The organism is Colwellia sp. PAMC 20917 (assembly GCF_001767295.1).
Classification (GTDB): domain Bacteria; phylum Pseudomonadota; class Gammaproteobacteria; order Enterobacterales; family Alteromonadaceae; genus Colwellia_A.
Genome location: NZ_CP014944.1, coordinates 302011 through 328761, shown reverse-complemented (window position 1 = coordinate 328761; position 26751 = coordinate 302011). Strand labels below are relative to the sequence as shown.

20 protein-coding genes are annotated in these 26751 nt (G+C 38.7%); 16 read left to right on the top strand and 4 right to left on the bottom strand.

The annotated features are described in order from the left end of the window. Positions 1-267 precede the first annotated feature (267 nt). The 6 genes from A3Q34_RS01450 (at position 268) to A3Q34_RS01425 (ending at position 7273) form a co-directional block, all read left to right on the top strand. Positions 268-1371, top strand: a complete 1104-nt coding sequence (locus tag A3Q34_RS01450) for a phosphoribosylaminoimidazolesuccinocarboxamide synthase (protein ID WP_070373743.1) — start codon at positions 268-270, stop codon at positions 1369-1371. Positions 1372-1700: 329 nt separating this feature from the next. After that, positions 1701-2039: a P-II family nitrogen regulator gene (locus tag A3Q34_RS01445; RefSeq protein WP_070373742.1), complete on the top strand. Its 339-nt coding sequence runs from the start codon at positions 1701-1703 to the stop codon at positions 2037-2039. Then, entirely contained in the window at positions 2026-3360 is a 1335-nt protein-coding gene (locus A3Q34_RS01440) for an ammonium transporter (RefSeq protein WP_083277852.1), read from the top strand. Before A3Q34_RS01445 ends, A3Q34_RS01440 begins: the two co-directional genes overlap by 14 nt. 215 nt (positions 3361-3575) lie before the next feature. Next, positions 3576-4556, top strand: a complete 981-nt coding sequence (gene pheS, locus A3Q34_RS01435; protein ID WP_070373741.1) for a phenylalanine--tRNA ligase subunit alpha — start codon at positions 3576-3578, stop codon at positions 4554-4556. An 11-nt stretch (positions 4557-4567) separates the two neighbouring features. After that, entirely contained in the window at positions 4568-6979 is a 2412-nt protein-coding gene (gene pheT, locus A3Q34_RS01430) for a phenylalanine--tRNA ligase subunit beta (RefSeq protein ID WP_070373740.1), read from the top strand. Between the two features lie 3 nt (positions 6980-6982). Then, positions 6983-7273, top strand: coding sequence for an integration host factor subunit alpha (locus tag A3Q34_RS01425; RefSeq protein ID WP_070373739.1), 291 nt, complete (start codon positions 6983-6985; stop codon positions 7271-7273). A 226-nt stretch (positions 7274-7499) separates the two neighbouring features. On the opposite strand, the gene A3Q34_RS01420 is transcribed toward A3Q34_RS01425, so the two are convergent. Continuing rightward, positions 7500-8060 (bottom strand): DUF2937 family protein, encoded by a 561-nt coding sequence (locus tag A3Q34_RS01420; protein ID WP_197517635.1) that lies wholly within the window; start codon positions 8058-8060, stop codon positions 7500-7502. Positions 8061-8264: 204 nt separating this feature from the next. Between A3Q34_RS01420 and A3Q34_RS01415 the strand changes: the two genes are divergently transcribed. The 5 genes from A3Q34_RS01415 to A3Q34_RS01395 all read left to right on the top strand — a co-directional run bounded on the left by A3Q34_RS01415 (position 8265) and on the right by A3Q34_RS01395 (position 16897). Continuing rightward, entirely contained in the window at positions 8265-8873 is a 609-nt protein-coding gene (locus A3Q34_RS01415) for a hypothetical protein (RefSeq protein WP_157470729.1), read from the top strand. Between the two features lie 174 nt (positions 8874-9047). Beyond that, the gene (locus A3Q34_RS01410) at positions 9048-13505 is read left to right on the top strand and encodes a thrombospondin type 3 repeat-containing protein (RefSeq protein ID WP_070373736.1); all 4458 of its coding nucleotides are present in this window, start codon (positions 9048-9050) and stop codon (positions 13503-13505) included. A 104-nt stretch (positions 13506-13609) separates the two neighbouring features. Further along, positions 13610-14182 (top strand): tRNA-(ms[2]io[6]A)-hydroxylase, encoded by a 573-nt coding sequence (locus A3Q34_RS01405; RefSeq protein ID WP_070376952.1) that lies wholly within the window; start codon positions 13610-13612, stop codon positions 14180-14182. Positions 14183-14215: 33 nt separating this feature from the next. Further along, positions 14216-15502, top strand: a complete 1287-nt coding sequence (locus A3Q34_RS01400) for a hypothetical protein (RefSeq protein WP_070373735.1) — start codon at positions 14216-14218, stop codon at positions 15500-15502. A 183-nt stretch (positions 15503-15685) separates the two neighbouring features. Next, on the top strand, positions 15686-16897 hold the full coding sequence (locus A3Q34_RS01395; RefSeq protein WP_070373734.1) for an EAL and HDOD domain-containing protein: 1212 nt from the start codon (positions 15686-15688) through the stop codon (positions 16895-16897). Positions 16898-16968: 71 nt separating this feature from the next. On the opposite strand, the gene A3Q34_RS01390 is transcribed toward A3Q34_RS01395, so the two are convergent. The 3 genes from A3Q34_RS01390 to A3Q34_RS01380 form a co-directional block, all read right to left on the bottom strand. Then, on the bottom strand, positions 16969-17973 hold the full coding sequence (locus A3Q34_RS01390) for an ATP-dependent 6-phosphofructokinase (protein WP_070373733.1): 1005 nt from the start codon (positions 17971-17973) through the stop codon (positions 16969-16971). Between the two features lie 189 nt (positions 17974-18162). Beyond that, positions 18163-19614 carry a pyruvate kinase gene (gene pyk, locus A3Q34_RS01385; protein WP_070373732.1) on the bottom strand — a complete coding sequence of 484 codons (1452 nt, stop codon included), beginning with the start codon at positions 19612-19614 and terminating at the stop codon, positions 18163-18165. Between the two features lie 73 nt (positions 19615-19687). Further along, complete coding sequence (locus tag A3Q34_RS01380) at positions 19688-20536, bottom strand: MurR/RpiR family transcriptional regulator (RefSeq protein WP_070373731.1); 849 nt, start codon at positions 20534-20536, stop codon at positions 19688-19690. Positions 20537-20908: 372 nt separating this feature from the next. Here A3Q34_RS01380 and zwf point away from each other — a divergent pair, with 372 nt between their 5' ends. Genes zwf through A3Q34_RS01355 form a run of 5 tightly spaced genes read left to right on the top strand, consistent with a single transcriptional unit; the run spans position 20909 to position 26600 of the window. Beyond that, on the top strand, positions 20909-22378 hold the full coding sequence (gene zwf / locus A3Q34_RS01375) for a glucose-6-phosphate dehydrogenase (protein WP_070373730.1): 1470 nt from the start codon (positions 20909-20911) through the stop codon (positions 22376-22378). 38 nt (positions 22379-22416) lie between these two features. After that, complete coding sequence (gene pgl / locus A3Q34_RS01370; RefSeq protein ID WP_070373729.1) at positions 22417-23112, top strand: 6-phosphogluconolactonase; 696 nt, start codon at positions 22417-22419, stop codon at positions 23110-23112. A gap of 15 nt (positions 23113-23127) precedes the next feature. Beyond that, a complete protein-coding gene (gene edd / locus A3Q34_RS01365) occupies positions 23128-24966 on the top strand; it encodes a phosphogluconate dehydratase (RefSeq protein ID WP_070376951.1) in 1839 nt (612 codons plus the stop codon). Next, positions 24963-25949: a glucokinase gene (locus tag A3Q34_RS01360; protein WP_070373728.1), complete on the top strand. Its 987-nt coding sequence runs from the start codon at positions 24963-24965 to the stop codon at positions 25947-25949. The genes edd and A3Q34_RS01360 overlap by 4 nt, the downstream gene beginning before the upstream one ends. A gap of 3 nt (positions 25950-25952) precedes the next feature. Then, positions 25953-26600 (top strand): bifunctional 4-hydroxy-2-oxoglutarate aldolase/2-dehydro-3-deoxy-phosphogluconate aldolase, encoded by a 648-nt coding sequence (locus A3Q34_RS01355; protein ID WP_182217619.1) that lies wholly within the window; start codon positions 25953-25955, stop codon positions 26598-26600. Positions 26601-26751: the final 151 nt, after the last annotated feature.

Sequence of the window (26751 nt, the reverse complement as noted above, 5' to 3'; positions counted from 1 at the left end):
AAAGCTTTGAGATAAGGACGCCATTAGGCGTCCTTTTCTTTTTTTAATCATACTAACTTGTTCTTTAGCTCACTTTCTGCGTTTTAAAGTACTTACTAATAGTTATTAGCTCCGTTCTTTACTTTGGAAATTAAACTAAACACCTTGGTTATAATGTATTAAAATGTTTTTATTAATTATACCGAATACTATTTTATCTTTTGGGATAACGCGCAAAGATATTATTCGCTACAATTAATATTAACTTGATAATTAAGGTTTAAACCGATGAGTCTTGCAGATCAAATTTTAGCGGTAAATAATGATTTACCTATTCGTACCGATGCACCAGTTCACAGCGGTAAAGTGCGCAGTGTTTATTGGTTAACTGACGCGGATAGTAAGCGACTAATTCAAGAGAAAGGCTATGATGTTGCCGACGACACACCTTTAGCCATTATGGTTATTAGTGATCGTATTTCTGCTTTTGAATGTATCTGGCAAGGCGAAGGTGGTATGCAAGGTGTACCTGGAAAAGGTGCATCACTGAATGCTATATCAAATCATTGGTTTAAATTATTTAAAGATCAAGGTCTAGCCGATAGTCATATTCTTGATATTCCACATCCGTTTGTTTGGATCGTACAAAAAGCTAAACCTGTAATGATTGAAGCTATCTGTCGTCAGTATATTACCGGTTCTATGTGGCGTTCATACGTAAAAGGTGAACGTGATTTTTGTGGTATCGAATTAGCTGAAGGATTATTGAAAGATTCAAAGCTACCTGAACTTCTACAAACACCTTCAACAAAAGGTATTTTAGAAGGCATTCCGGGCGTTCCTGCGATTGATGATGTTAATATTACTCGCAAAAATATTGAAGATAATTTTGAAGCCTTTAATTTTAAAACGCCTGATGATATTACTTTATACGAAAAATTATTAACGGAAGGTTTTGACGTTATTTCTGATGCGTTGGCAAAGCTTGACCAAATCTTTGTAGATACTAAGTTTGAATTTGGCTATGTAAAAGACAAAGCGGGCAACGACAAGTTAATTTATATGGACGAAGTGGGTACGCCTGATTCTTCACGTATTTGGGATGGCGAGCAATATCGTGCCGGTAAAGTGGTTGAAAACTCTAAAGAAGGTTTCCGCCAATTACTTTTAGCACATTTCCCTGATGCTGATATTTTATTAAATAAAAATCGCATGGACGAGCGCTTAGCCTTAGCTCGTAACAATGAGTTACCGGCATCCGTGTTAATGGATGTGTCACAAACATACACAGCGATCGCTGAGAAAATTACCGGTCAAAAAATTGTTTTGTCTGCTAACCCTAAAGCTGAAATTATTGATATTTTACGCGAGCAGTATCAGCTAATCGATTAAGTCGTTATTGTCTCTGCTTAAAAGCCCTACACCCGTAGGGTTTTTTTTTGTGCGTTATTTATCATCTCTAGCCTTTGCTAATACTAAACTTTTAATTTTGCCCTTTATACCTTTTCTAAAACATAGAATCTGACTAATGGTCATAATCTGCGCACCAATATGGTGTTTGGGTTGTGTTTGTGTGCAACATTTTGGTGCATTTGAGCGGTGTAATATTAATTATTATTTTTTAACTTATTGTTTTTTAGTTGATTGTCTCTTTGGGCACAAATGGTGCTTAAATAAATTTATATAAACAATCTTAAATAATATGCACTAAAGGTGAACAAATGAAGTTGATAACCGCAATAATCAAACCTTTTAAACTCGATGATGTTCGTGAAGCACTCAGTGAGATAGGTCTAGAAGGATTAACGTTAAGTGAAGTTAATGGTTTTGGCCGACAAAAAGGTCATACTGAACTTTACCGTGGTGCAGAATATGTTGTCGATTTTTTACCAAAAATGAAACTTGAGCTCGCTGTTAAGGATGAAATGGTTGAGCGTGTTATCGACACTATTCTTGAAACAGCGCAAACAGGAAAAATAGGTGACGGTAAGATATTTGTCACTAACATCGAACATATTGTTAGGATCAGAACAGGTGAAACAGATAATGAAGCTATTTAAACAGTTGCACTCAAGCATAACGATGAATAAAGTATTAACACTTTTTGTTTTACTTTTGTCCGCGGTCGCATTGCCAAGTTTTGCCAGCAATGGCGAATTGAACGGCGCAAATACGGCGTGGATCCTTACATCAACCGCTCTAGTTTTAATGATGACCTTACCCGGACTCGCTTTATTTTACGGTGGATTAGTTCGACGTAAAAATATTCTTTCTATTCTTATGCAGTGTTTTTCAATTGCTGCTCTTTCTTCGATACTTTGGTTTGTGGTCGGTTATAGCTTAGCCTTTGGTGAAGGTAATGCGTGGATAGGTGATTTTAGCAAAGTACTTATGATGGGAATAACCAAAGAAACCCTTGTTGGTGATATTCCAGAAAGCTTGTTTGCTTTATTTCAAATGACGTTTGCGGTTATTACTCCAGCACTTATTATTGGCGCTTATGCAGAAAGAATGAAGTTTTCTGCAGTCTTAATCTTTAGTGGCTTATGGTTGCTAGCGGTTTATGCTCCGGTAACTCATTGGGTTTGGGGCGGCGGTTGGTTAGGCCAAATGGGCATTTATGATTTTGCCGGTGGTATTGTGGTGCATATTACCTGTGGTGTTGCCGCATTGGTTGCTGCTGTTGTTTTAGGTCCTCGATATGGTTTCCCTCGAACGCCTATGTTGCCACATAACTTAACCATGACTATTACGGGGGCAGGTTTGCTTTGGGTAGGTTGGTTTGGTTTTAATGGTGGTAGTGCCTTAGCCGCCAATGGTGACGCAGCAATGGCCATGTTAGTCACGCATTTATCCGCTTCAGCAGGTGCACTGACTTGGGCGGCTATTGAATGGAAAAAATTTGGTAAAGCGAGTGTCTTAGGCGCGGTAACGGGCATGGTTGCCGGGTTAGGGACAATAACACCTGCATCAGGTTTTGTTGGCCCAGGTGGCGCACTCGTTATAGGGATTTCTGCGGGTTTTATTTGTTTTTATTCAACGGTCTATATTAAACAAAAGTTAAAAATTGACGATTCTTTAGATGTTTTTCCCGTGCATGGTGTCGGGGGTATTTTAGGCACTTTATTAGCGGGTGTGTTTTCTTCTACAGAGCTAGGCGCTTTTAGTGGCTATGGTTATGCAGAGGGTATCACCACGATGTTAGGGCAGGTCAGTGTTCAATTAGTGGGAATTGGCGCTGTTATTGTTTATACGGCGGTTGTCTCTTACGTGTTGTTTAAGCTTGTTTCCTTGATGACTAAAGGCTTAAGGGTTGATAAAGAACAGGAAATAACGGGCCTTGATTTAATTGAACATGATGAATCAGGGTATAATTTGTAGTTAAATTTTGTGATTTAGACGTCAAAAAACAGCCAGGCCTTTATTGAAATAGAGGCCTTTTTCTTATCTGAGCTGTTTTTTCAGTAAAAGCACTCTTTTCACTACATAATCAATTGATTTTTGTGTAAAATCATACACCATTTATATTAATACCATCAGTCTAGCCAAAACCTTCAAATTTACTGAACGGTTTTAGAGCCGTTTTAGAGGAACTCATGAATTTAGACGATATAATATTGCAGGCAGAACAAGCTATTTCTGCAGCAAAAGATCCAGTAGAGCTTGATCAAGTTCGCGTTAATTTTTTAGGTAAGAAAGGTTTGTTCACTGAGCAAATGAAGGGCTTAAGTAAATTACCTAAAGAAGAAAAGCCTAAAGCAGGGCAAGTGATCAATATTGCTAAGCAGCAAGTACAAAAATTATTAACCGAACGTGGTGAGTTATTACGTGCAGAGGTTATTGCTAAACAGTTAGCTGCTGAGTCTATTGATGTAACATTGCCAGGGCGAAGTAATGACCTAGGTGGTTTACACCCAGTAACACGTACTATTGAGCGTATAGAAAGCTTTTTTGGTGATTTAGGTTTTTCTGTTAAAGAAGGTCCTGAAGTTGAAGACGATTTTCATAATTTTGATGCACTGAATATTCCAGAGCACCATCCTGCACGTCAAGACCATGACACTTTTTACTTCAATCCTAAGTTAGTTTTACGTACACAGACTTCTGGTGTACAAATTCGTACTATGGAAAAAGAGCAGCCGCCTTTACGTATTATATCTCCGGGCAAAGTTTATCGTAATGATTACGATCAAACGCATACGCCAATGTTCCACCAAGTTGAAGGCTTAATGGTTGATAAAGATGTTAGCTTTACGCATCTTAAAGGTATTTTACACGACTTCTTACATCACTTTTTTGAAGAAGAAGTTGAAATTCGTTTCCGTCCTTCTTATTTCCCTTTTACTGAACCTTCAGCAGAAGTCGATATTATGGGCAAAAATGGTAAATGGTTAGAAGTTTTAGGTTGCGGTATGGTTCATCCTAACGTTTTAAAATCAGTAGGTATTGACCCTGAAGTATACACAGGTTTTGCTTTTGGTATGGGCGTTGAACGCTTAACCATGTTGCGCTACGGTGTAAACGATTTACGTTCATTCTTCGAAAATGATCTTCGCTTCTTAAAACAGTTCAAGTAGGAAAGCCAACAATGAAATTTAGTGAATCTTGGTTACGTGAGTGGGTTAATCCTGCTATTTCATCGAGTGAGTTAGCTCACCAAATAACTATGGCCGGCTTAGAAGTTGACGCTGTAGAACCTGTTGCGGGTGAATTTACCGGTGTATTAATTGGTGAAGTTGTTGAATGTGGGCCTCACCCTGACGCAGACAAATTACAAGTAACAAAAATAAACCTAGGTAGCGAGTTTAATGATGGCGAGTTAGTTGACATCGTTTGTGGCGCTAAAAACTGTCGTTTAGGCCTCAAAGTTGCTGTTGCAACGGTTGGCGCAGTTTTACCGGGTGACTTTAAAATTAAAAAAGCTAAATTGCGTGGCGTGCCTTCTCATGGCATGTTGTGTAGCGAGTCAGAAATTGGCTTGTCTGAAAGTGCTGACGGTATTATGGAGCTTGCCTCCGATGCTCCAATCGGTATGTGTGTTCGTGAATACTTAGACTTAAATGACGTTACCATCGATGTTGATTTAACTGCTAACCGTGGTGATTGTCTAGGCCTTAAAGGTTTAGCACGCGAAGTTGGGGTGTTAAATAGTGTTAACATTACTGAACCTGAAATTGTTGCTGTTGTTGCAACAATTGATGATGTGCGTGACATCACTTTATCTGCACCACAAGCTTGTCCACGTTATTTAGGACGAGTGATTAAAAATATAGATGTAACCGCTAAAACACCGTTATGGATGGTAGAAAAATTACGCCGTTGTGGAACACGCTCAATTGACCCCGTTGTCGATGTAACTAATTACGTGTTGCTTGAGCAAGGGCATCCGATGCACGCTTTTGATTTATCAAAAATCGATGGTGGTATTAATGTTCGTTTTGCTACATCAGGTGAAAAACTTGTTTTACTTGACGGTAATGAAGTGACGCTTTCGAGCGAAACATTAGTGATTGCTGATGAAAGTAAAGCCTTAGCGATGGCTGGCATTTTTGGCGGAAAAGAATCGGGTGTTAAATCCGATGAAGAAGAAAAATCAACTGATATTTTCTTAGAAAGTGCTTTCTTTGCTCCTTTGGCTATTTTAGGTAAAGCCCGCCAATATGGTTTACATACTGATTCATCACATCGTTACGAACGTGGTATTGACCCTGAATTGCAGCGTAGTGCTATGGAACGTGCAACGACCTTATTATTAGCTATTGTCGGTGGCCAAGCAGGACCTATCGTTGAAGCATTAAGTGATGAACATTTACCAAAAGAAAAAACAGTAACCTTACGCCGCGAAAAACTTGATGGACGCATTGGTCATCATATTGAAGATGCTAAAGTGACTGAAATTTTAACGCGTTTAGGTTTCGACATTGCCTTTGTAAATGATATTTGGACCGTAGTGGTACCAGCATATCGTTTTGATATTAAAGTTGAAGTCGACTTAATTGAAGAAGTTGCGCGTATTTTTGGTTACAACAATATTCCAAATGTGTCGCCTAAAGCAACGTTGGCGATGCGCGAACAAAAAGAAAAGTTCATTCCGTTGAAACGTTTACGCAACGTTATGGTTAATCGTGGATATCAAGAAGCAATAACTTATAGTTTTGTTGACCCAAAAGTTCAAGCGCTTATTCACCCTGAACAAGCGGTGATGACTTTACCGCATCCCATTTCTTCTGAAATGTCGGTGATGCGTTTAAGTATGTGGACAGGCTTATTGCAATCGGTTATTTACAACCAGAACCGCCAGCAATCTCGCATCCGTTTATTTGAAACAGGTTTACGTTTTGTTCCAGATGAAGCCGCAGAAAACGGTGTTCGACAAGAACAAATGTTTGCAGGTGTTGTGACCGGCCAGCGTAATGAAGAACATTGGGATATGGAAAAGTCTGCAAGTGATTTTTTTGATATTAAATCAGACGTAGAAGCCTTACTGGCTCTTACGGGCGATGCTTCGTTATATCAGTTTTCAAAAGATGAAATAGTCGCACTTCATCCTGGCCAAACCGCCGCAATCCATAAGAATGGTGTGCTAGTGGGACATGTTGGTACCTTACATCCTGAATTAGAAAGAAAATTAGGACTAAACGGTCGTACATTTATTTTTGAGCTATTATTGTCTGAAATTTCAACACAACAAATCCCTGAAGCTGGTGATATATCTCGCTTTCCTGCCAATAGACGTGACATAGCAGTGATCGTTGAAGAGCAAATTAATGCAAATAATGTCTTACAACTTATTGAAAAGGTTGGCGGAAATTATTTAGTTGATCTAAACTTGTTTGACGTATACCGAGGAAATGGTATTGAAGAAGGGTTTAAGAGCTTAGCGATAGCGATGACTTTACAGGATTGTGATAAAACCCTCGAAGAAAAAGACATTAATGAAGTCGTTGAACGTGTCGTAGACACATTAGAAACTGAGCTAAATGCATCACTGAGGAATTAGGTAATGGCGCTTACTAAAGCAGAAGTAGCAGAACATTTATTCGAGAAAGTTGGGCTGAGCAAACGCGACGCAAAAGATATGGTTGAGGTGTTTTTTGAAGAAATACGCGAAACGTTAGAAAGTGGCGAACAAGTTAAGCTTTCAGGTTTTGGTAACTTCGATCTTCGTGTTAAAAGCGAACGCCCAGGTCGTAACCCTAAAACGGGTGAAGATATTCCAATTTCTGCTCGTAAAGTTGTTACTTTCCGTCCTGGACAAAAATTAAAGAGTCGCGTTGAAAACGGTAACGGCTAATTAATAACGTATAACGTTAGAGCATGCTTTTCTATGTATTCAATAATAGATGAGATGATGTTTATAGAAGGTTGCTACGGCAACCTTTTTTTATGCTTGCGAGAAAGCAGGGATAGATAAGATAGAGCCAAGTATGGGTGGCAAGGATAGCCTTTATTTATATCGTTTAGTTAGGGTATCAATCTGTCTCTCTGCGTGATCTAGAGTAGCGCTTAACTATCTTGCTTTAGTGTGAACTTTTTTGATGACTTGGTGACATCTTTTTAGCTAGTAACTTGAGCAAAGAAACAATTATTTCCTTCGCTATTAAACCAGCAATAGCGATGACCGCTCCAGTACTGAGTGCATTTATTTCCAGTGGGATAGTCAGTGAAAAATCAGTTAAGGTATCTTTAATAATGACTTTATCGGCATAAACAATAAAGTTATAAATCCGTTCAATATAAACGTCGTTAGTTATCACGCTAAGTTGAGACTGTAAATACTCAACCCGTATGACTAATTGGTCAATAATTTCGGCAGTATTGACTATTGACGGCTCAGAATTAGCTTGATACTTCGTTATCATCGCTGATAAATTACCTTGGTAGTGCAGATCTGCAATGTTTTGAAATTCTACTAGGTGCAGTTTTGCTTCAGATAAGTGTCCGGACAGGCGATGTTTATATTGAATGATAAATGCCGGTAATTGCACACCTACTATAAATGTTACAGTGAAGAAACAGCGGTCAATAATATTATTAATCACTCTAAACATAGCTAACTTATCGCTTAAATATATATTCACAAAAAATAACATTAGCATATATTTGTTTATATTTTAAAATTTTTATGGTTTAAAAATTGCATATTTATAAAATAGATTATGCATTTGATATGAATGCAATAAAGAGTCAAATTTTTGATGGTGGTATCAATAGTGAAAATTAATATAGATAACAACGAACAAGAAAATTTAATATTGCAACACTCTCATTTGGGAAGAAATATAATGGTTAAAAATTTAAGTAAGCTGCGGAAAACTTTTGCCGTTGGCGGTATTTTTATTGCTTCAAGTCTTTTTTCATACAATGTTAATGCTTTAGAAGTAGCAGGTAACATTCACAAAGGTCAAGACGCTAACAGCCAAGGTTATAGTTTTTCTTTAGCAGACAGCTTTACTAAAGGCGGAAATTTCTATTGGACTGCTTCTTATAATAACTTAGAAAAAGTAAAATATGATTTACCTTTCACCATAACCGACGAACGTTTTTTTAAAATTAATACCATTGATGGGCTTGTTAGTTATCGTCATAAGATACAAAGCTATAATGCCTTTTTCAAAAAATTAACGATTGAATATCAACTGGGTGCTTCACTAGCGCTCACTGAAAATAAACTTACCTATACCGACCCAAACAGTTCAGATACAGTGGAAATATACCCTTCGCAAGAAAATGATATAAATATGGTACTAGGCGTTGTTGCCCATTATAAGTTGAATAAAAATACTGCATTAAACCTAGGTGTTAAACATCAACCTAATTTTTCTGAATTTGGTTCTATAACATCTGTTTATGTTGGTCTAAGTTATCGTTTTGGACGAGGCTTAGATTATTAAGTTGGAAAGAAAAAGTTGTCTAGCCTAGCATTTAAGGTCTTTGTTGATGATATTTGCTAAAGTTTAAAGAAGATATTAATAATGATCACCATTAAATAGGTGGTCTTGTTAATTTCAAGACGTAATAACTTACACCTGTAAGTTTAAAATATATTGCTATTGGTGGGGATGTTTATGCCATTAAGAATTCGTTTAAAAGCTGTTTTACTTATATCAGCGATTATGATCAACTTCTCTGCTCATGCAGCCGTGCAATGTCTTCTGCCTACGCCTTTTCTTGACGCCGACGGCGATGGATATGATGATACGGTTAATATTGGCGGTGCTTATGACTTGTTTCCAAGCGATGCTACAGAATGGTATGACACCGATTTAAATGGCGTCGGTAATAATAAAGACCCTGATGATGACGGAGATGGTGTCCCTGATTTTGATGCTGTTGGTAATCCCCTTGATAATAATCGTGATGGTGATGCTGTTATCGATATTTATGATCCTGCTATCGAGAACGCTTTCGAATGGTTAAATACCGATGGAGATACACTTTGTAATACGGTTGACCTTGATGATGATGGTGACGGGGTTGTTGATGTAGTCGATGTATACCCACTTAACCCTGCAGAGTGGGATGATACCGACAGTGATACTATCGGTAATAACGCTGATACTGATGATGATGGTGACGGTATCATTGATCGCTATGATGCTTTTCCGCTTGATGCTACTGAACAGCTTGATACTGATTTTGATGGCATAGGTAATAATACCGATACCGATGATGACGGCGATGGCATTTTAGATGTCAATGACGCGTTTCCCCTCGATGATTCTGAAACACTTGATACCGATAGCGACGGTATAGGTGATAATGCTGATAATGATAGTGATGGTGACAGTTACGCAAATGGTATTGATGTATGGCCCAATGATGCCTCAAGATGGTTTGATACCGATGGTGATGGTATCGATAATAATATTGATACCGATGATGACACCCACGATGGTACGGGTGTTGGTGATGGTTTCCTTGATATAAACGATGATTTTCCGCTAAATGCGAGTGAATGGTTAGACACCGACAGTGACGGTGTTGGCGATAATGGTGATACAGATATTGATGGCGATGGCCATTTAAATGTAAATGATGCTTTTCCGCTTGATAGCACTGAATTTGTTGATACTGATGGTGACGGTACAGGCAATAATGCCGATACAGACGACGATGGTGATGGTGTTTTAGACAGCAGTGACCCTTTTCCGCTTAATGTTAATGAGTCAGTAGATACTGATTTTGATGGCATAGGTAATAACTCTGATGCCGACGATGATAATGATGGCGTTTTAGATGACATTAACGGCAATGGTATTATCGATGGTTTAGATGATGTCTTTCCATTAGACCCTAGCGAATATATTGATACTGACGGTGATGGAATAGGTAATGTTGCTGATACCGATGATGACGGCGACAATGTAGCTGATGGTGTCGATAGATTTCCATTAGATGCAAGTGAGTGGCTTGATACTGATGGTGATGGCGTAGGAAATAATACCGATACCGATGATGATAACGATGGAATATTAGATGTAAATGAAACACTGGCAAACTCACTTTTACCCTTAGCAACCACAGATACCGATGGTGATGGTGTTGCTGATAATACCGATCTTGATGATGACACGCACGATTTTACCGGTGTCGGTGATGGTATTCCTGATGCGATAGATCTTTTTCCTTTTGATGCAACTGAATGGAATGATTTGGATGGCGACTTTATCGGCGATAATAGCGATCCAGATATTGATGGCGATGGTATTGTCAATGCGGTTGATCCCGGACCAACCGATCCGTTAGCAAGAACAGATACGGATGGTGACGGTTTAGCCAATGAAACTAACGATGATGATGACGACAATGATGGTGTTGTAGATAACATCGATTTATTTCCGTTAAATGCGGCTGAAAGCATAGATACTGACGGCGATGGTATTGGTAACAACGCTGATCCAGATGATGATGGTGACGGTTTTGCTGATAATGCTGATGCCTTTCCATTAGATGTGAGCGAATATTTAGATACCGACGGTGATGGCACAGGTAATAATGCTGATATCAATGATGATGGTGATAGTGAACCCGATGCTAACGACCCTTTTCCTTTAGATCCGAACGAGTGGCAAGATACCGATGGAGATCTTGTTGGTAACAATAGTGACAGTGACGATGACAACGATGGTTTAGTTGATAGCCTAGATGCTTTTCCATTAGATGCTAATGAAAAACTTGATACCGATAATGACGGCATAGGTAATAATGCAGATACCGATGACGATAATGACAGTTATCTTGATAGTAATGATTTATATCCATTAGATGCAACTGAATGGCAAGACTCAGATGGTGATGGTCTAGGCGATAACGCTGATGCCGATGATGACAACGATAGTATCCTTGATACTGATGATGCTTTTCCGTTTGATCCAGGAGAAATATTTGACACTGATGGCGATGGTATTGGTGATGTACTTGATACTGACGACGATAATGATGGTGTCCTAGATAACGTTGATTTATTTCCCTTTGACCCGAATGAATCACGTGACAGTGATAATGACGGTATTGGAAATAATAGCGATAGTGACGATGATAATGACGGTGTGCTTGATATCGACGATGCTTTCCCACTCGATCCGATAGAAAGTGTGGATACCGATGGTGATGGTATTGGTAACGTAAACGATATAGATGATGATGGTGATGGCGTACTTGATTATATCGATGCACTTCCTTTAAACCCGACAGAATCACTAGATTTTGATGTTGATGGTTTAGGTAATAATGCCGATCCTGATGACGATAATGACGGCATGAGTGATGTCTTTGAGCTTCAATATGGTTTTAACCCATTTAACGATGCTGATGCACTAATTGATACAGATTCAGACGGCACGGTAAATGTTGAGGAAGAGCGTAACAACACCAATCCATTAATTGACGATTATGCGCCAGTGATAACGGTCCCACAAGCAGTTCACCTTGATGCGGAACATACCTTTACTGCGCTAACACAAACACAATTGGTGCAGTTAACCGACGTTTATGTTGAAGATGGTCGTGATGGCGCTAACTGTTGTGCATTAACACCGGTGGGTTTTGAGCGCGGCCAAAAATATATTACCTCAGGCTTGTACAATATTATATGGCGAGCGGTTGATGAGGCTGGTAATGTTTCAACCACCCCACAAGTGCTTAATGTTTATCCGTTAGTGAACTTTAGTGCGACGCAAACAATAGGTGAGGGTGCTACGGCTCGGGTTGAAGTTGTCTTATCAGGCAAAGCGCCTGCTTATCCTATTGAATTACCTTTTGCTATTTCTGGTAATGTAGATGCCCTTGATTATAAGATAACAGACAATAAAATTGTTATTAGCGAGGGCACGTCAGGCTTTATTGATATCTTGATTAATAAAGACTTTCAAGCAGAAAGTGATGAACAGCTTGTGCTCAGTTTTGGCAATGAAATCAATGCCGGTGTTAATAAAAGCCACACCATTGTTATTACTGAAACCAACATTGTACCGGTGACAGAGTTGCGCATGACGCAAAATAACATAGCGGTTTCTAGTATCAGTAAAGACCAAGGTGAAGTGACCATAGAACTACAGATAAATGATGCTAATCCAAATGATTCACACATCATTAATTGGTTATTGCCTGAGTATATCAATGCCGAAATAAGTGCCAGTCAATTAAAGGTCTATTTGCAACCCGACAACTTTGTTTTACCTGAAGAAATAAGAGGATTAATTACGGTAGAAGTCAGTGTTACTGATAATGGCAGTGGCGAATTGTCACAAACTCATCGCCTTAGTATTCCGGTTAATAGCATTTTAGCTCGACTCGATGGTAGTGATACGGACAGTGATGGTATCGCAGATAATATTGAAGGTTATGCTGATGACGATAACGATGGTGTTCCGGCATTTTTAGATAATAACGATATTGATTATTTGCAGCCATTACATGTTAATGCCGGTCAAACTAAATTAATGGAAACTGAGCCAGGCTTAAAATTACGCTTAGGTAAATATGCGTTACAGCAGTTTTCAGATGGCGTGCAAATGACACAACAAGAGATGGATGCAACCGGTTTAGTCGCAACGGATACCTATGATCATCGTAGTGATTACTTTGACTTTGAAATTCATCAGGTGACTCCGTTTGGTGCCTCTGCTGCTGTGGTTATTCCGTTAAATGATGGTATTCCACAAAATGCGCTTTACCGGAAATTTAATCGTGACAGTGGTTGGCAAAACTTTGTTGAAAACAGCAAAAATACCTTAGCGTCTAGTCCAGCAGATAACGATGTATGTCCACCGCCACAGAGTGCTTTATACCAGACAGGTTTAACTGAAGGGCATCAATGTGTACGCTTATTGATTGAAGATGGCGGTGCAAACGATGCGGATGGTTTGGTTAACGGTATTATCGACGACCCAGGTGGTGTTGCCGTAGTGCCTAATGCTGAAGTTGCCAAGAAAACCGATCCTGAGCAATCAAGTAGTGGCAGTATTTACTGGTTATTATTACTGGTATTAGTGAGCTTACGATTGAAAAAGTTAAGTAAGTAAGTCATAACGCGACTTTGACAAACAAGTGAACATTTATGTTTGTTCGCCCGCTATTTTCCTATAAAATAGCGGGCAAATTTCCTCTTTCAATAATAAGTAGTTTTATGTTTGAACTTAAATACCATACACCAAAAGAATGGGCGCAAGTTGCTCTTGCTGATTTCAATGCTTTTTTACTTGATCATGCAACCGCAGAAAAAAAAGCGTCAGGTATGGCGATGTCAATGATCTCTCATTATCCCGATAGAAAAAATATGGTTAAAGCTATGGCTGACTTAGCGATAGAAGAGCTCATTCATTTTAAACAAGTGTTAAAATTAATCAATGCGCGTGGCATTCAGCTCGGCGCAGACACCAAAGACCCTTACATTACGCAAATTCGTAAAGCCTTTCGTAATGGCGCAGAAGTATTTTTTATGGACAGATTAATCGTTGCTGGTGTGATTGAGGCGCGAGGATACGAACGTTTTTCGCTTATTGCCCAAGCATTGCCTGAAGGTAAAGACAAAGTCTTATATGACGCGATTGCAAAGTCTGAAGAAAAGCATAAAAATTTGTTTATCGAACTCGCTTATGAATATTTTGATAAAGACGAAGTTAATATACGTTTAGAAGAAGTACTGACATTAGAAGCTGAAATTTGTGCAAAACTTCCCTTTAGAGCGGCTCTGCATTAATTATTTAACGATAAATGGTTAACGGGTAAGCTGATGTCAAAAGTGTTTAACCAATATTTTAGTCGCTATGCTGAAAGTGAAGTTGCGGTACTAACTCAATATGAATCAGGGTTACCTGATGAGTTTACTGTTGACCATGTTGTGGTTATTCCTGCTTATCAAGAAACAAGCGCTTTTATTGAGCGTTTTTTAGCTTCACCACTTTCAAAATCTCCGGTACTTATGGTACTGGTCATTAACGAACCTATTACCGAGCATATTACCGAATCAATCGCCGGGTCGGTTACTGAATCTTTACGCGAAGATAACTCAGTGGCTAATTATAAAGAGATAAATCAACAAAAAGCACTTTATCAATATGCACTTTCTTGTGGTGATAACTGCTGGCAATACGATAACCTAACCCTAATTAAGGTAGCACAAAGTCAAACATGGCTGCTAGTGGTTGACCGTTTTACCCGTGCTATCGATAAAGAGCAAGGCGTAGGGCTGGCACGTAAAATAGGCACTGATCTCAGTGCTTATTTAATTTCAGTAAACCGGATCAGACAAACTTGGATCTGTTCTAGTGATGCCGATGCTTACTTACCCGATGATTATTTTAACGCTTTACATACACGTGATAAAAATACCGTAGTTTGCTGTTTTAACTTTAAGCATAGCAGTGAAGATAAAAGCATTCATCAGGCTAATTTTCTTTATGAAAGCGCTTTACGCTATTATGTTGCGGGCTTACATTATGCCGATTCACCTTATGCCTTTTTTACTATTGGGAGTATTTTAGCGTTTAAAGCGGAAGTATATGTTCAGGCTCGTGGTTTCCCAAAGCGCAGTGCAGGAGAAGATTTTTATTTAATAAACAAATTGGCTAAGTTAGGTGCTGTTGAATTTATTGAAGAGGTAACAGTCACGCTTGAAGCCAGAACGTCTCAACGGGTGCCTTTTGGGACTGGACCTGCCGTGCAAAAAATTCTTGATTTACAAGCAAGTCACCTCGATTATTGTTATTACCATCCTCAAGTATTTACATTGCTCAAAGCTGTATTGTCTGCTTTTGCAAATTTATGGCACTATCGCGGCGATTTAATCGCATGGTTAGAACCGTTATCTGAGCCAATAGTTACCGCATTAAATCAAATAGGTTTTGAAGCTTTTGTTGAAAAACAAATAAATAATAGTGAAAAGCAGTTTAATAAACAGCTAGTCGTTTGGTTTGATGCTTTTAAGACGCTGAAATTTATTCATAATATTCGTGAAAATCACTATCAAGATATCCCTTTAGCGCAGGCTTTATTAACCGCACCATTTAGGCTTAAATAAAGAGCTGAAATTAATCAACCGTATATAGGTTACCGATTTCATTCGCTTATTTGAGTAGCGTATAAATGCTTCTAATAATAATGACAATAAAATAACGGCTTAGCGGCTTAATTACTTTTCAATTCAAAGAAAAATAGGGTATGTTTAAGTTAATAATAATTAATAAAATTTTAGCTCTGATATATGTATAACACTTATATAGCAAGACAAGCGATACTTGATAGAAACCATGTCACGATTGGTTATGAGCTGCTCTTTAGAGATAGCGCAGATAACCAATTTCCTGACATTGATTCAGATGTTGCTAGCTCAAAATTAATTATTCAAAATCACCTACAAGGTGACATTCGCTCTATCAGTATGGGAAAACTTGCTTTTATTAATTTTACTGAAAAATGTCTGATTAATAAATATCCGCTGATGTTTGATAAAAAATCTATTGTTATCGAACTTGTTGGCCATAAAGTACCAACGGAACGCTTGTTTAAAATTGTTAAGTTTTATTTTGATAAAGGTTATAAAGTTGCGTTAACTGAATATGATCTTGATGAAAAGTGGGATGTTTTATTTCCATATATATCAATTATTAAAGTTGATACCGATAAAGTTAACCCGAAACGTCTACATAAAGTTATCGAGCGTTTAAAAGATCACAACATTAAACTTGCCGCAGAAAAAGTTGAAACTAACTTTCAATTACAAGCTTTAGCAGAAGTAGGATTTGATTACTATCAAGGGTACTTTTATCACGAACCTGAGATAGTCGAGGGGCAAACACTTGCGCCAATCAAAACACAAATGCTGCATTTGATCAGTGAAACATTTCATTCACCATTAGATTTTGACAACATTGCCACGATTATCAGTCATGATGTTAACTTAACTGTTGGCTTGTTAAAAATGGTTAATAACGTAGCAACATCAACTCGTATTGAAATTACTTCATTAAAACAAGCCGCGGCCTATTTAGGTGAAGATAAACTTAAACAGTTTGTGACTATCCTTGCTTTATCTAAATTGACCACCGACAAGACCGATGAAATCTCTAAGCAGGCGCTCATTACTGCAAAATTAATGACGGCATTAGCCAAAGAAGGTGCCTTTAAAGAGATCAGTGATTTTGCTTTTATTACCGGCTTATTAAGTGCTATTGAAATTATTTTGCGTATGCCGATTAACGAAATCGTTAAAACAATGCCACTCGCCATTCCAATTGAAAACGCGCTAGTTGACCACTCAGGTTTACTCGGCGAATTACTTGATTTTACGGTTAAGTACATCAGGGGTAATGGTGAGAATATAACGCAATTAATTGAAATGTATTCACTTGACGAAACCTATATTCAGCAAGAGTTTGTTGCCGCTTGTCAATGGTGTAAAGAACTCGGTATTTAAGTCATTTCAGCTCAGCGACTTGATAGATACCTTAAAAGCTTATGACTGTTGCTTAAGCTTTTTTTAGGCAGTTACTGCGCCGTTAAGGCGAGAATATTTTCTTGTGCTGAAACTAAGCTTTCACTGACTTTTTCTTTATGTTGAACGGCTATGTCCAGAGGGACTGTGAGTAATTGATTATTACGTTCGCCAATCATAACGTTACTCTTTCCTGCTATTAGCGCTTGTACTGCAGCAACCCCCATTTTTGTTGCTAAAATTCGGTCTTTAGCTACCGGTGAACCACCTCGTTGAATATAGCCAAGTATACATGCAGTACAGTCAATGTTTGCGGTCTGTTTTAATTGCTTAGCGAGCTGTACAGCGCCACCGGGCCATAAGTTCTCAGCAATAACTATAATATAACTGGCATGCCTATTGTGCTGTGCTTGTTTGATTTCTTTAGCTAAATGACTGAGTTTTTCTTGCTCGTCGGCTTGAGAAAAATTCTCAAAAGATAATATTTGCTCAGCTGCACTGGCGATACCGACATTAAAAGTGATGTGTCCACTTCGCCTGCCCATGACTTCAACAATAAAAATTCGCTCAAAAGCTTCTGCCGTGTCACGTATTTTATCTATCGCTTCAATACCGGTATTGACTGCAGTAGAAAAGCCGATGGTGAAATCTGTACCATCAATATCATTATCTATGGTCCCTGGAATACCTATAATAGCTCCTGACCAATATTTATTTAACGCCAGTAAGCCGTTAAAAGAGCCATCGCCGCCAATAACGATTAAGGCGTCTATTTGTTCTTTTCTAAGGGTTGCTGCGGCTGATTTTAAACCTTGCTCAGTGAGCATGGCGGGGCAGCGAGCACTTTTTAAAATAGTGCCTCCTCGGTGGATAATGCCATTAACACTTGCAGGTGTTAGCAATGTCGAACTTGCTTCAATTAAACCGTTATAACCAGAAAAAAAACCAATCGTGGGCAATGCATAGTGATGCGCAGCAAGTACGACCGCACGTATCGCCGCATTCATGCCGGGAGCATCGCCACCACTGGTTAATACTGCAATATTTTTTATCGTCATAATAGTTTTTAACCTTATCTAGTAAAATCTATTCTAAGGAAGTTTTTTGCATCCGTCATTATTTACCTTGATTATCTTTTGCACATAAAAAAAGGTAGCTATTGAGCTACCTTTTTGGATCTAAACTTTTTTGCTTGCCAGCTTAAGGTAACCGCTTGAAGCTTTACCTTAATGGGTCACAGCAATTGATTAGCTGAGATGTTTTTTTGTTACTGTTAATACTTTCATCGTATTAGTTGCGCCAACCGTTTCCATCATATCACCGTGGGTGAATATCACTATGTCGTCAACTTTTAAGTCTGCTTTAGTTAAGACTTTATTGAGTACCGCATTAGATAATTCTTCATCAGGAAAATGTGTAGAGTCAAATTCAACAGGATAAACACCACGATAAATAGCGGTTTTATTTAATGTTTTCTGATGACGAGATAAAGAATAAATAGGCAAACCTGAAGTAATACGAGACATGATTTTGCTGGTATGTCCAGATTCAGTCAATGATATAATAGCTTTAACACCCACAAGGTGATTAGCTGCATACATGGCTGACATTGCGATTGTTTCTGAAATCTCAGAAAAAGTGAGTTCATTACGGTGGTTTGAAATATTTACTGAACGATGCTCTTCGGCGCCGATACATACTGATGCCATCGCTTTTACTGTTTCTACTGGGTATTTACCTGCAGCAGTTTCAGCACTGAGCATGACTGCATCAGTACCATCAAGCACGGCATTTGCAACATCCATAACTTCAGCACGGGTCGGCATAGGGTTTTCAATCATGGTCTCCATCATTTGTGTTGCGGTAATAACAACACGGTTTAACTGACGACTACGAGCGATTATATGTTTTTGCTTACCGACTAATGCAGCATCGCCAATTTCAACACCTAAATCACCACGAGCAACCATGACAACGTCAGAGGCTAGAATAATTTCATCAAGCACTTTATCATCATTTACTGCTTCTGCACGTTCAATTTTAGACACTAAGCGTGCATCACAACCAGCTTCTTGCGCTAATAAACGTGCTTCACGCATATCTGCAGCATCACGAGGAAAAGAAACCGCTAAGAAGTCGACATTAATTTTTGCGGCTAATTTAATATCTTCTTTATCTTTAGCTGTTAATGCTGGTGCTGTTAAGCCACCGCCTTGACGATTAATACCTTTATTGTTTGATAAAGGTCCACCCACCGTTACTTCGGTGAAAACTGATTGCCCTTGTGTACTTAAAACTTTTAATTGTACACGACCATCGTCAAGTAAAAGAATATCGCCAGGGACGACATCTTGTGGTAATTTTTTGTAATCGATACCCACTTTCTCTTGGCAGCCTTCACCTTTTGGCAATTCTGCGTCAAGTTCAAATTTATCACCAATGGCTAATTTAATTGGACCATTTTTAAACGTTGATACGCGTATTTTAGGGCCTTGTAAATCACCTAAGATACCAACATATATACCCAATTCTTTAGCTATTTCGCGAACATTGTTGGCACGGTCAATATGATCTTGTGGAATACCATGAGAGAAGTTTAAACGAACCACATTTACACCAGCGGCTAATACTTCTTTTAATACGGCTCTGTCGTCAGTGGCTGGCCCTAAGGTCGCTACAATTTTAGTTCTTCTAGGCATCTTAATCCTTATTATAATATTGTTTGATTTTGACGATAAACAAATCAGTGTTAGTCGCCATCGATAATGCTGTTTAGTCTTTGCGCTCAAAACGAGAGCTACGTAAACTGTCTTTAACTTTCTTTAAGTTTTCTCTAAATTTTGTACCACGTCTCAGGGTAAAGCCTGTTGCTAATACATCAATCAATGCAAGTTGAGCGATACGTGATGACATAGGCATATATAAATCGGTGTCTTCAGCAACATCAACAGATAAAACGATATTACATTCTTTTGCCAGAGGACTACCCGCCGTTGTTATTCCGATAACAATGGCATCATTTTCTTTTGCTAAACTGGCGACCTCAACCAATGACTTGGTTCGCCCCGTATGAGAAATTACAACAACAACATCACCTTGGCGACTATTTATAGCACTCATACGTTGCATTAATATGTCATCGAAATAAACTACTGGCACATTAAAGCGAAAGAATTTATTTAAAGCATCATGAGCAACAACTGCGGAAGCGCCCAAGCCAAAAAATGATATTTTGTTCGCTTGTGTTAACACATCAACAGATCGGTTGATCACATTTGCATCTAAACTTTTACGGGCTAATTCAAGATTAGCCATGGTTGATTCAAAAATTTTATCTGTATATTCATCAGCCGTATCGTTTTCATCAACATGCCTATTAACATAAGGGGTACCGTTGGCTAAACTTTGGGCTAAATGAAGTTTAAAATCGGGATAACCTTTAGTATCTAAACGACGACAAAACCTATTAACAGTAGGCTCACTGATATTTGCTTGTTTAGCTAAGGCAGCGATACTGGCATGAATAACGGTACCCGGAGAAGACAATATTACCTCTGCCACCTTACGTTCAGATTTACTGAAAGTATCTAATTCGTCGGCGATCTTTTCTAATATATTCATGTCGGTCAATCCTACTTTTTACAATAATTGTAATTAATTTTCTGTCTAAATGACGAGAATAATGAAAATTTATTTCATAATTACAGCTAATATAAAACATATTGGCAATTTTTAGCAAACCTTTAATTAATGTTTCATACGAATAACCACTAACCAACAATGAACTTTGAGTAAAATTGCCGCGTAAAGCTTTTATTTATTCATAATACCTAAAATGTAATTTAATTACAAAAAGTTCTTTACTGATGCCAATATACCCGTTAAATTATGGATAAATGTAGTTTAGTTACAATATGTGCTAGGTTTATTGATGAGGTAATTTTAGTTATTATCAGTGTTCAATAAAGAAAGCCAAAAAAAGAGATATTGTTTATGAAAAGTTCTGATCTTCAGTCTGCCAGTGAAATTGTTATTTTTGGTGCACTTGGTGACTTGTCTCGTCGCAAATTATTACCCGCTTTATATCAATTAGACCAAGCCGGCTTATTAAATTTAGAAAGTCGAATTTTAGGTGTCGCCAGACAAGACCATTCGGTAGAAGAATTTACGGCTTTTGTTATTGAGAATCTTACTGAGTTTGTCAAAGAAGGCTTAAACGAAGAAGTACTTGCTCGTTTTATTAGCCGTATGGTTTATCAACAGTTAGATTTTAAAGACACTGTCTCTTATAGTAACTTAGCTGCAACGTTAAAAGGTGGCCATGATACACGTGTTTATTATTTTTCAACGCCTCCTGCTATTTATGGTGATATTACCGACGGTTTAAAGTCAGCTAAACTTATTACTGACGCTGACCGTGTTGTGATGGAAAAACCGATTGGCAACTGCCTTGCATCATCAAAAGTTATTAACGATCAAGTTTCTCGTTATTTCAATGAAAACCAAATTTATCGTATCGATCACTATCTAGGAAAAGAAACCGTACTGAATCTATTAGTACTGCGTTTTGCCAATTCACTTTTTACCAATAACTGGGACCGTAATAGTATTGACCATGTACAGATAACGGTTGCTGAAAGTGTTGGAATTGAAGGACGATGGGGTTTTTATGACGACGCAGGGCAAATGCGCGACATGATACAAAACCATTTATTACAAATTTTATCACTCTTAGCGATGGAGCCTCCTGCTGATTTAAGTGCAGAAAGTATTCGTGTTGAAAAGTTAAAGGCAGTTAAAGCTCTCGCGCCCATTAATCGCTTGAATGTGAAAGAAAAAACAGTTCGCGGTCAGTACGCCGATGGTTACTTAAATGGTTTACCAGTGCCGGGTTACTTAAATGAAGAAGATGCCAATCAAAAAAGTGATACCGAAACTTTTGTTGCTATAAAAGCGGAAATTGATAATTGGCGTTGGGCTGGCGTGCCTTTTTACCTTCGTACGGGTAAAAGAATGCCTGCTAAGCACAGTGAGATAGTGGTGCAATTTAAACCTCAAGCGCATAATATCTTTAAAGATAGCCATGCTGATCTACCGGCAAATAAATTAACGATTCGTTTACAGCCTGACGAAGGCGTTGAATTACAGATGATGAATAAAATTCCAGGTATTGCTTCACAAATGCATATTCAAGAAAATAAGCTTGATTTGAGTTTTTCAGAAACTTATGAAAATCAGCGTGTTGTCGATGCATACGAACGATTGATGCTAGAAGTTATCAACGGTAATCAATCGTTATTTGTTAGTCGTGATGAAGTCGAAGCGGCTTGGACTTGGGCTGATAGTATTATCGAAGCCTGGAAGACAAGTAATGAAGCACCTAAAGCTTATCCTGCTGGAACTTGGGGACCCGTTGCCTCTCTTTCTATGATCGCTCGTGATGATCGCCAGTGGGTTGAATAAATAAATTTTAGAGATAACGTGAATTTCAGGAAATAACTATGTACCAATTAAACGATTTCGCTCAGCGAACAGATTTAGATAATGCCTTAGCCAATAATGTCGCTGAACTTTTATCAAACGCTTTGAGTCAGAAAGGTAAAGCAAGTTTGGCTGTTTCTGGCGGGTCTACACCCAAAGGTTTTTTTACGGCTTTATCGACTAAAGATATTGATTGGCAAAACGTAACCGTAACGTTAGCGGACGAACGTTGGGTTGAGTTTGAGTCTGAGGCAAGTAATACCCGTTTGGTACATGAAAACCTGTTAAAAAATAAAGCAGCCGCTGCACAATTTTTTCACCTTAAAAAAGAGGGTGAATGTGATCAATCAACTCTAGTGCAATTAAATACTGACGCTAAAAGCCAGTTATTGCCTTTAGATGTGCTTATTCTTGGCATGGGTGAAGACGGTCATACGGCTTCTTTATTCCCTTGTAGCGAGCAAATATCATCAGCACTTGCGCTTGATAATACAGATGCCCTAATGAAGGTTGTCCCCAAAACAGCTCCTAACGACCGTATAACTTTTACTTATGCTTATTTAGCGCAGAGTAAAAATATTATTTTGCATGTTTGTGGTGCCGGGAAAAAGGTCGTTTTAGAAAAAGCACTTTCAAGTAACAATCAAACAGAAATGCCAATAAGGGCATTTTTACAAAACCCAGATATCAATACACAAGTGTATTGGGCGGAGTAACATATGACTATTAAAATGAATGAAAAAATCGTCGCTATTACCAATGAAATTATTGAGCGTAGTAAAGGCAGTAGAGCTAAATATTTAGCTAAGATAGAAGCTGAAAGCTCGCAAACAGTACATCGTGCCGGTTTGTCGTGTGGTAACTTAGCTCATGGTTTTGCTGCTTGTGGTAAAGAAGACAAGGCCTCATTACGTGGTATACATCACTCAGACATCGCTATTGTTTCAGCTTATAATGATATGTTATCTGCTCATCAGCCCTATGAAACTTATCCTGCGATTATTAAAGCAGCAGTGAGAGATGCGGGTGGTGTTGCACAATTTGCAGCCGGTGTACCTGCTATGTGTGACGGTGTTACTCAAGGCCAACCGGGTATGGATTTAAGCCTAATGAGCAGAGATGTTATTGCAATGTCTGCAGCGGTTGGCTTATCGCATAATATGTTTGATGGCGCATTAATGATGGGCATCTGTGATAAAATCGTACCGGGCTTGTTGATTGCCAGTATGACTTTTGGACATTTACCCACGGTATTTATTCCTGCGGGCCCTATGCCTTCAGGCTTACCAAACAAAGAAAAAGCACGTGTTCGCCAGCAATATGCTAAAGGTGAAGCCAACGAAGAAGAGCTTCTTGAGGCTGAATCTGCCTCTTATCACTCTGCGGGTACTTGTACTTTCTTTGGCACAGCCAATTCAAATCAACTGGTTGTTGAAGTCATGGGACTTCATTTACCTGGCGCATCATTTATCGCACCGAATACGCAGCTTCGTGAAGAATTAACAAAAGCAGCGGCACGTCAAGCAACTCGTTTAACGCAACAGTCGGGCAACTATATGCCGATTGGCAGAATGGTTGATGAGCGTTCAATTGTTAATGCAATTGTTGCCTTACTTGCGACGGGCGGTTCAACGAACTTAACCATGCATATTATTGCGTTTGCAAAAGCAGCGGGTATTATCATTAACTTCCAAGACTTTAATGATTTATCTGAAGCGGTACCACTATTAACACGTATCTACCCGAACGGCGAAGCAGATATAAATCAATTTCAAGAAGCCGGTGGTATGGCACTACTCTTTAGAGAATTGATTGAAGGCGGTTTAGTTTTTGAAGATGTTGAAACTATCTGTGGCCGCGGTTTAACGCGCTACACTAAAAAACCTGTACTCGAAAGCGGTGAACTTAAGTGGGTTGACTGTGTTGAAAAATCTCTCGACGATAGTATTATTGCAACCGTTGCAAGCCCGTTCAAAGCTACTGGCGGTTTACGCGTTCTTAAGGGTAACCTAGGTGTCTCTGTTATTAAAACATCTTCATTGCGTGAAGGTAGTTTTGTTATTAAAGCACCTGCCGTCGTTTTTGAAGATCAACATGAATTACAAGCGGCATTTGATGCGGGTGAATTAGAAAAAGATTTTGTTGCTGTGGTTAGATTTCAGGGACCTAAAGCGCGCGGTATGCCTGAATTACATAAGCTAACACCACCACTTGGCGTTCTTCAAGACAAAGGTTTTAAGGTCGCTATGGTAACTGATGGCCGTATGTCTGGCGCCTCAGGTAAAGTACCTGCTGCTATTCATTTATGCCCAGAAGCCCTAGATGGCGGTTTGATCGCGAAAGTGAAAACCGGTGATATGATTTTAGTTGACGGCGAAACTGGAGAATTAACCTTATTGGTTGACGAAGCAGAGCTTGCCCAACGTGACAACGCTATTTTTCAAGTCAATGGTCATCATCAAGGCATGGGCCGAGAGCTTTTTGGTTTTATGCGTCGTAATTTAAGTACCGCTGAAACCGGTGCTTGTTCATTATTTGATGAAACTGATATTGATGGTAAAGCTTCGTGAGTGAGTCAATACTTAACTTAGTCGCTGACATTGGCGGTACTAATATCAGGTTTGGCCTCGTTAATGACGATGGTCAAATCTCAGATATTAAAACTTATCAGTGCGACCAATATGATAGCTTAGCCGATGTTATTAGCGTTTATTTAGCGTTACATAACGCTGCAGGTAAAACAATCAATGCGTGTTTAGCCATTGCTTGTCCGGTTGAAACAGATCAAATTACCATGACTAACTTGCCATGGACATTTTCTCAATCATCCTTGAAAAACGCATTGAATATTAGTCAGTTATTTTTAATAAATGACTATACCGCAATAGCCCATGCAGTACCTTTGCTAACACAAGCACAGAAAGTGCAAATTGGTGAAGGGGTCGCAATTGCAGACAAGCCTATTTCTATTTGTGGTCCTGGTACCGGACTAGGTGTTGCTAATTTAGTACCGACCAGAGACGGTTGGTGTTGCTTAGGGGGAGAAGGAGGCCATGTCGACTTTGCTCCTGTCGATGCTGATGAAATTAAAATATTAAGTTATTTACTTGAAACTAAACAACATAGAATATCCTATGAGCAATTACTTTGTGGCAGAGGCTTAGAGCAAATTTATCAAGCCTTTTTGTCAATTGATAACTTGCCCAAGAGTAATTTATCAGCTGAACAAATCTCCGCTAAAGCGATAGATGGCTCATGTCCACTATGTGAAAAAGCCTTACATCAATTTTGTAATACTTTAGGCAGCTTTGCCGGTAACTTAGCCTTAACGTTAGGTTGTTTTGGTGGTGTATATATTGCCGGTGGCATTGTGCCTCGTTTTATAGATTTCATCAAAAACAGCAATTTTAGGCAGCGTTTTGATACAAAAGGCCGACTATCTAGTTTTATTAATAATATTCCGACGTATGTGATCACCGAAAATCAACCCGGTTTGATAGGGGCGTCTGCCTATATTCGTCAACAATTATCTTCAATGAAAGGACACATCTAAATCATGACCATAACAAATAATTGGCAGTTATCGCCAAAAGAAATTTTCGCTATGGGGCCTATTGTGCCTGTTCTTGTTATTAAAGATGTTGAAGATGCCTTACCTATTGCTAAAGCCTTACTCGCTGCAGGCATAAAAGTATTAGAAGTAACTTTGCGCACACCAGCGGCACTTGATGTGATTAAAATTATCGCGCAAGAGTTACCTGAAGCTTGTGTTGGCGCAGGTACAGTAACAAATCGTGAAATGCTACAACGCTGTCAAGAAGCAGGGGCTAAGTTTGCAATAAGTCCTGGCTTAACAAAAGATTTATTAAAAGCGGGTAATGAAGGTAATATTGCTCTTATACCAGGAATTTCATCAATTTCAGAAATGATGGACGGAATTGACTTTGGCTATGACCATTTGAAGTTTTTCCCCGCAGAAGCTTCTGGTGGTGTTAAAGCGATTCAATCTATGGGCGGACCATTCCCTGACATTCGCTTTTGTCCAACAGGTGGTATCAATTTAAGTAATGTTAAGGACTACTTAGCCTTATCAAACGTTGCTTGTTGTGGTGGCTCTTGGTTGGTTACCGACGAAATAATTAAAAATAAAGATTGGGCTAAAATTACTGAATTAGCTAAACAAGCACTTGCTCATGTAAAATAACGCGTAAAGTGAATACCAAAAAGGCTGAAGCGCTATTGATAGTGCTCCAGCCTTTTTTATATATACGACTTCTTGTCCGCCTGACATCAATCCTCATATATCCTTTTATAAGCAAGTAAAGGCAGTCGATAGCTAAATAACATCTTTATAG